Here is a 7,805-nt window from a genome sequence, read left to right as displayed (position 1 = left end):
GCATTGTTGCTCAATATATTGCATGAGCCTTGAACCAATATGTAATCGTTGGTAGGCAGGATGGATAAAAAATTCATCAATGTAATATTCCATGCCTTGATTCCATGGTTTTTTAAATCCAATGCTGGCTGCGATTATTTTATTTTTAGCTTTGACGACAAAACCTAAAAAATAATTATTGGCGAAGTGTGCAGATAAAAAATCAATAATGGGTTGCTCAGAATCCCAATGTTCATTCCAAGGCTCAGCACTGTAAGTTTCACAGTATAGTTTCGCACACTCAGCAATGTGGAAAGCTTGAAAAGAAATAATTTCAATGTGCATAGAGGATTTAAACCTGTTGTGTACTTAATTCAATTGGTGGTTGTGGTTTAAAGATTGGCAAAATGATTCTAAAACAACTGCCTCCCAATTGAGATTTTTCATAGTAAATTTGACCTTGGTGTGCAGAAATAATTGCGTGTACTACAGATAAACCTAGACCTGTTCCACCTTGATTTTTACCACGTGAAGGCTCAATACGATAAAAAGGATCAAATAAATAAGCAATATGCTGCTCTGCAATACCAGGACCTTCATCTTCGAATTTAAGTATCCAATCTTGATCGTTTTTACTGCTGCTAATTTTGATTAAACCTGGCTCTGCATAACGAATAGAATTTTCAAATAATGCAATCACGACCTGGTTAATTCGTTGTTCATCGCAGTAACAACTGCCTTCTGTCAAATTTGCTTGTATACGCAATTGGGCTTGTTCAAAACGGTCTTGATAATGTTCGATACTGTGAATAATAATCTGGTGTAGGCTGTGTTCGTCAAAGTTCATACGTAACTGATGATTTTCTGCCAGACTCAAAGTACGAAGGTCTTCGATTAACAATGACAATTGTTCAACTTGACCAAGTAAATCTTTAAACAGTAATACATTGGGTTCAAAAACACCATCAATAATGCCATGTAAACGGCCTTGTAATATGGTTACAGGAGTACGTAGCTCATGGGCAATTGCAGCATTCCACATGCTGGTGTTTTTTACAGAAGTTTCTAATTGACTCGCCATGGCATTAAAGTCGTCGATGAGTTGTAGTAGTTCTGCTGGAGAATTCTGTGAGTCAACTTGCGCACGTACTGAGAGTTTACCTTGACTAATTTGTTGTGCTGTTTCAGCAATCGCTTGAATAGGGCTAATAAACTTACGCGATAACTTAATCCCTAGGAAAATAGACGTGATAAAGCCAACGGTTGCGACGAAAGCTATATAAAGAAAATCTGCAATATTTAAGATGAATTCATCAGACATCAATTCTTGTTCAGTGATGAGGTTAAAATCTAAAGCAAGGGTATAGATAAAATAACCTGTGAAACAAGAAAATAGTACTGTCACCATACTGACTTTAGTTAGAGTGACAATGAGTTGGCGACTAATACTATGCTTCATTTTCATTGTACTTGATCCAAACGATAGCCTACACCACGGACATTAATCAGTAAGTTCATCAACTTCTGATCTTCTAATTTTTTTCTAAGCTTACTGACGTGACTATCAACGGTACGTTCTAAGGCATCGCTATCTGGTAAACATTGTGTCATGAGTTCATGGCGGGTGAAGACTTTATTCGGATATTGCGCCATTAAATGCAAAATCTTGTACTCAGTTAAAGTGAGATTCAGTGCTTGTATATGCTGTTGATGCTTAATAGACACATGATGTGTTTCACAGTTAATCACAATATTTTTATAAATAATGGTTTGCTGTGACTGTCGCTGAGTCGTCAAAGAGGAGCGACGCAGTAAAGCCTGTACTCGTGCAACAAGTTCATTGGGATTGAACGGTTTTACTACAAAATCATCGGCACCCATACGCAGTGCTACGATTTTATCGACTTCTTGATCGAGCGCTGTCAGCATAATTACAGGTGTAGATTTATTTTGTCTTAAGGTACTCAGTACATCCCAACCTGTCATTTGTGGCATTTTTACATCCAAAATAATAAGGTCAACTGTTGTACTGGCTTGGATCTCAAGTGCCTGTAAACCATTCATGGCACGAATCACATGAAAGTCTGATTTTTTAAGATAATTTTCAACGATATCACCAATATCGTAGTCGTCTTCAACGACTAAAATGGTTTTACCTGGATGATCAAATTGGAATGAGGAAGGGGTCATCATATCGTCACAAGTACAGTTTTTTTTAGCTTAAATGATTTTAAATAAAAATATTGTGAAAATCTCCACACAATTTCCACACTCTAGCAACTTCTATTACACAGTCGTATTGAATAATTCTTCCATCTAAAATCGGAAATTTATAATGTATAAGCCGCTGGTTTATTTATTCTCCTTGGGTTTAATCACTGCCGCATTACAAGCATGTAGTTCTGCTGACGATGATGCTGCAATGTTCGCAGAAGATACAGGTCCAGTCAAAATTAGTGTCACTGCAGCGAAGCAACAGGCTGTTGAACACGAAGAAAATTTACCAGCACGGGTACAAGCTTACCGTGTTGCAGAAATTCGCCCACAGGTCGGTGGTATTTTAGAGCGAGTACTGTTTCATCAAGGAAGTGAAGTTAAAGCAGGACAAGCTTTATTTAAAATTAATTCAGAGTTATTTCAAGCTGACGTAAACAGTGAAAAAGCAATTTTAGCAAGCGCTGAGTCTGAAGCTCAGCGCTTACATGTACAACTACAAAGATATCAACAGTTATTGCCAAGCAATGCTGTGAGTAAACAAGACGTTAAAAATACTGAAGCAGCATATCAACAGGCATTGTCACAAGTAGCAAAATCTAAAGCCACTTTGGCACGTCAACAATTACATTTACGTTATGCCACTGTTCAGGCACCAATTTCAGGTCGTATTGGGAAAATTTTGGTGACAGAGGGAGCTTTGGTAAATAGTAATGATGCAAATGCGATGGCTGTGGTTCAGCAGATTGATAAGGTTTATGTCGATGTTAAACAGTCTATTGCAGAATATGAAGCCCTACAAGACCAGTTGAGTCGTGGAGAGTTACAGCAAAGTGCGGTATCTAATGTTGAAATCTTAAATAGTCAGGGACAACCTTATCCAGTGACAGGAAAACTGTTGTTTTCTGATACACAAGTCGATCCTGAAACAGGGGATGTCAATATCCGTGTTTTGGTAGACAACCCACAGCGTAAGCTTTTACCTGGGATGTATGTACGCGTGCGTATGCATCGTGCTTCGCAGCCCAATGCGATTGTTATTCCTGAACAGGCAGTACAGCGTAATCCAAATGGGCAAGCTCAAGTGTTAGTCGTTGATGCTAAACAAAATACCAGTGAACGTCCTATAACTTTGGGTGCATTACAACAGGGCTATTATGTCGTTCAGCAAGGTTTAAAGGTTGGTGAACGTGTTGTGGTTCAAGGTCATGAGCGTATTCAACCCAAAGTTAAGCTGAATATCGCAGAGTGGAAAGCTCCTGTCGCACCAATAGCTGCGGTACAAGCGTCGCAAACACCTGCAACCGCAGGTTCAGGGGGAAGCTGATGTTGTCACAATTTTTTATTCGACGTCCTATCTTTGCTTGGGTGATCGCAATATTTATTGTCTTGTTTGGGCTATTAAGTATTCCCAAATTGCCAATTGCACGTTTCCCGTCGGTAGCACCCCCTACAATTAGTATCTATGCATCCTATCCAGGCGCAACACCGCAAACCTTAAATGATAGTGTGGTGTCTTTGATCGAAAAAGAATTGTCAGGTGTGAAGAACTTACTATATTACAGTTCAAGTTCGGATACTTCTGGCAGCGCAAGTATTACGGCCACGTTTAAGCCGGGTACTGATCCAGAAATGGCGCAAGTTGATGTTCAAAATAAGTTGAAAAGTGTAGAACCACGCTTACCTCAAGTGGTCAGACAACAGGGTTTGGCGATTGAAGCAGCATCTTCTGGCTTTTTAATGATGGTGGGTATTCACTCACCTAATCACCAATTTTCAGAAATTGATCTCAGTGATTATTTAGTTCGTAATGTGGTTGAAGAGCTAAAACGAGTTGAAGGCGTCGGGCGTATTGAAGCATTTGGTGCTGAAAAAGCCATGCGGATTTGGGTAGATCCTAAAAAGTTGGTCTCTTATCAACTTTCAATGGCTGATATTAGTCAAGCCATTCAGACACAGAATAGTCCAATCGCACCTGGGCGTGTGGGTGACTTACCCGCAGTACAAGGGCAAATGATTAGTTTACCACTGACAGCACAAGGTCAGTTAAGTACCGTAGAGCAATTTAAAGACATTACTTTACGTGCAAATCAACAGGGCGCACAGGTTAAGCTTTCTGATGTTGCTCGTGTAGAGCTTGGCGCACAAAGTTACAGCTTCTCTATTTTAGAAAATGGTAAGCCCGCAACAGCACTGGCAATTCAGATCAGTCCAGGAGGCAATGCGGTTAAAACCTCAGAAGCGGTGAAGGAACGTGTCAATGAATTGAGTCAGTCGCTACCTCAAGGGATGGAATTTTCGATTCCTTATGATACTGCTCCATTCGTTAAAGTCTCGATTGAAAAAGTAATCATGACTTTGCTTGAGGCGATGATTTTGGTATTTATCGTGATGTTTATGTTCTTACATAACGTGCGTTATACCTTAATTCCTTCGATCGTGGCACCGATTGCATTACTTGGTACTTTTGCGGTCATGCTGCTTTTTGGATACTCCATTAACGTACTGACGATGTTTGGTATGGTGTTGGCTATTGGGATTATCGTAGATGATGCTATCGTGGTTATCGAAAATGTAGAGCGTATTATGGCTACGGAAGGCTTAGGCCCGAAGGAAGCAACCTCTAAAGCGATGCATGAAATATCGAGTCCAATCATTGGGATCACTTTGGTCCTTGCAGCCGTATTTTTACCGATGGCGTTTGCTAGTGGCTCAGTCGGGATTATTTATCGCCAATTTACCGTAACCATGTCGGTTTCAATTTTATTCTCAGCATTTTTAGCTTTAACTTTGACACCAGCACTTTGTGCAACGTTGCTCAAACCGATTGCTGCTGATCATAAGAAAAAAGGTTTTTTTGCTTGGTTTGATCAGCGCTTTGATCAATTAAACCGACAATACGAACGTATACTCATCAAATGTGTCCGTCATATTCTGCCGATGATGGTGCTCTTTGTATTCTTCGTGGGTCTGACAGTGCTTGGCTTTAAGTTTATTCCAACGGCATTTTTACCTGATGAAGATCAAGGCTCATTTATTACGTCATTTCAATTGCCAGCCGATGCAACCCAGCAACGGACTTTAGATATTGTCAAACTGTTTGAACAACATTTAGAAAGTCGTCCAGATATCAAAGACAATATTTCAGTGTTGGGCTTTGGCTTTAGTGGTTCGGGTCAAAATACAGCGATTGCATTTACAAACTTAAAAGACTTTGCGGATCGTAACAGTAGTGCTGCTGATGAAGTGGCTGCTGTGAATAAGGCCATGAAGGAAAGTACCGAAGGACAGATTATGTCTGTACTTCCTCCTGCAATTGAAGAAATGGGCTCTACCTCTGGCTTTAGTTTACGTTTACAAGATAAAGCTAACCTAGGAATGCCAGCCTTATATGCTGCACAGCAACAGTTGTTGGCCTTAGCGGCGAAAAGTGAAAAGCTGGCTTATGTTTATCCAGATGGTTTACCACCAGGAAATAACATCGATCTACGTATCGACCGAGCGAAAGCTGAAGCATTGGGTGTCAACTTTAATGATATTAACGAGACGATTTCTGCTTCGATGGGTTCAAATTATATCAACGACTTCCCAAACCAAGGTCGTATGCAGCAAGTGATTGTCCAAGTCGATGCCAATTCACGTATGCAGATTCAAGACATTTTAAACTTAAATGTAAAGAGTCAGGCTGGAAAACTGGTCAAGCTTTATGAAATCGTGACACCAGTGTGGACACAATCAGCGCAACAATATAATCGTTACAATGGTCGACCTGCGCTGAGTATTGCTGGAGAAGGCTTACCTTGGGTATCAAGTGGTGAAGTGATGACCGAAATGGAGCGCATTGCTAAGCAATTACCTAAAGGTATCGGGATTGAATGGACAGGGCAATCCTTGCAGGAAAAAGAGTCAGAATCACAAACCAATTTCCTTTTAGCCTTATCTATGCTTGTGGTGTTCTTGGTGCTTGCAGCACTTTATGAAAGTTGGTCAATTCCTTTATCTGTGATGTTGGTTGTACCTCTAGGTCTTATTGGTGCTGTGATTGCTGTCATGATTCGAGGTATTCCCAATGACATCTTCTTCAAAGTGGGGTTGATCACCATCATTGGGCTTTCTGCTAAAAATGCAATTTTAATTGTTGAGTTTGCAAAAGTTCTAAGAGAAGAAGGTATGAGTTTGATCGAGGCAACTGTTGCAGCAGCCAAGCTGCGCCTTCGCCCAATTCTCATGACTTCTTTGGCCTTTACTTGTGGCGTAATTCCTTTGGTTTTTGCAACAGGTGCAAGTTCTGAAACGCAACATGCGATTGGAACTGGGGTGTTTGGCGGCATGATCAGTGCAACAATTTTGGCAATTTTCTTTGTACCAGTATTCTTTATTTTTGTGCTGAGTACAGTTGAAAAAATAGTCAATCGTTTTAAGGCGAAACAAACTTAATCATCAAAAATTTCATCTAACCCAATTGGGCCGATCTTAGTGATCGGCCTAATTTAAAGTATATAGAGACAGATTTTATAGTTTAATCAATGGATTAAATTATTTTACAACGTTGTTTATCGTTCTACAGGAAAACACCTATGACAATTAATGAAGCTCAGCTATTACAAGATGAAGCGTTATATTGTTCTCATGGCGACACAGTACATTATGTGAATCCGCCTAAAATTTTTACAAATTGTCAGGGAAGTTATCTCTACGATGATCAAGATATTGCGTATCTAGATCTTCAAATGTGGTATTCGGCTGTCAACTTCGGTTATAAAAACCCACGCTTAGAAAAAGTGTTGATTGACCAAATTCATGAGCTGCCACAGATTGCCAGTCAATATTTACACCCAACTAAAATTGAATTGAGTAAAGCGATCGCGCTTGATATTCAAAACAAAACTGGGCAAAAAGGTCGCGTACATTATAACGTTGGTGGTTCGCAATCTATTGAAGATTCCCTCAAGCTTGTACGTAATTACTGTAAAGGTAAGAGCCGTATGTTTGCTTTTGAAGGCGGTTACCATGGTCGTACTTTAGGGGCATCTTCGATTACTTCAAGTTATCGTTACCGTCGTCGTTATGGCCATTTTGGTGATCGTGCTCAATTTGTACCATTCCCATACCCATTCCGTCGTCCTAAGGGAATGACTGCTGAAGAGTATGCAGACAAATTAGTTGCTGAATTTGCGCGTCTTTTTGAGACTGAATACCACGGTGTTTGGGATCCTAAGGCAGGTGAAAGTGAATTTGCAGCATTTTATATTGAAACGATTCAAGGTACAGGTGGATATGTAATCCCACCAATGAACTTCTATCCTGCATTGAAGAAAGTATTGGATCAGTATGGAATCTTGTTGGTTGTCGATGAAGTTCAAATGGGCTTCTATCGTACAGGTAAGCTTTGGTCATTTGAACATTTTGGGATTAACCCAGATGTTGTGGTGTTTGGTAAAGCATTGACCAATGGTTTAAACCCATTGGCTGGTCTTTGGGCACGTGAAGAATTGATCAATCCAGAAGTCTTCCCTGTAGGCTCAACTCACTCTACATTTGCATCAAACCCATTGGGTACAGCACTTGGTTTAGAAGTGATGCGTATGACAGCTGAAAAAGATTATGAACAG

General features: G+C 40.1%; 6 protein-coding genes. 3 read left to right on the top strand and 3 right to left on the bottom strand.

What is annotated here, in order from left to right; all coding sequences use genetic code 11:
- From Aru01_RS02555 to adeR, 3 genes are all read right to left on the bottom strand, one after another.
- The coding region (locus tag Aru01_RS02555; protein ID WP_042111120.1) for a GNAT family N-acetyltransferase at positions 1-324 on the bottom strand (324 nt) is incomplete at its 3' end.
- A gap of 7 nt (positions 325-331) precedes the next feature.
- Positions 332-1,444, bottom strand: coding sequence for a two-component sensor histidine kinase AdeS (gene adeS / locus Aru01_RS02550; protein WP_016656850.1), 1,113 nt, complete (start codon positions 1,442-1,444; stop codon positions 332-334).
- Positions 1,441-2,169 (bottom strand): efflux system response regulator transcription factor AdeR, encoded by a 729-nt coding sequence (adeR, locus tag Aru01_RS02545; RefSeq protein ID WP_040331242.1) that lies wholly within the window; start codon positions 2,167-2,169, stop codon positions 1,441-1,443. Before adeR ends, adeS begins: the two co-directional genes overlap by 4 nt.
- A gap of 145 nt (positions 2,170-2,314) precedes the next feature.
- Between adeR and Aru01_RS02540 the strand changes: the two genes are divergently transcribed.
- The 3 genes from Aru01_RS02540 to Aru01_RS02530 all read left to right on the top strand — a co-directional run.
- The gene (locus Aru01_RS02540; RefSeq protein ID WP_016656848.1) at positions 2,315-3,520 is read left to right on the top strand and encodes an efflux RND transporter periplasmic adaptor subunit; all 1,206 of its coding nucleotides are present in this window, start codon (positions 2,315-2,317) and stop codon (positions 3,518-3,520) included.
- Positions 3,520-6,630, top strand: coding sequence for a multidrug efflux RND transporter permease subunit (locus tag Aru01_RS02535; RefSeq protein WP_016656847.1), 3,111 nt, complete (start codon positions 3,520-3,522; stop codon positions 6,628-6,630). Before Aru01_RS02540 ends, Aru01_RS02535 begins: the two co-directional genes overlap by 1 nt.
- Before the next feature lie 140 nt (positions 6,631-6,770).
- On the top strand, positions 6,771-7,805 hold a 1,035-nt coding region (locus Aru01_RS02530; protein ID WP_042111118.1), incomplete at its 3' end, for an aspartate aminotransferase family protein.

The sequence above is a fragment of the Acinetobacter rudis genome (assembly GCF_000829675.1).
In the GTDB taxonomy this organism is placed as follows: Bacteria; Pseudomonadota; Gammaproteobacteria; order Pseudomonadales; family Moraxellaceae; genus Acinetobacter; species Acinetobacter rudis.
The sequence above is the reverse complement of the archived record's forward strand: the minus strand, read 5'-3'. Positions and strand labels throughout refer to the sequence as shown.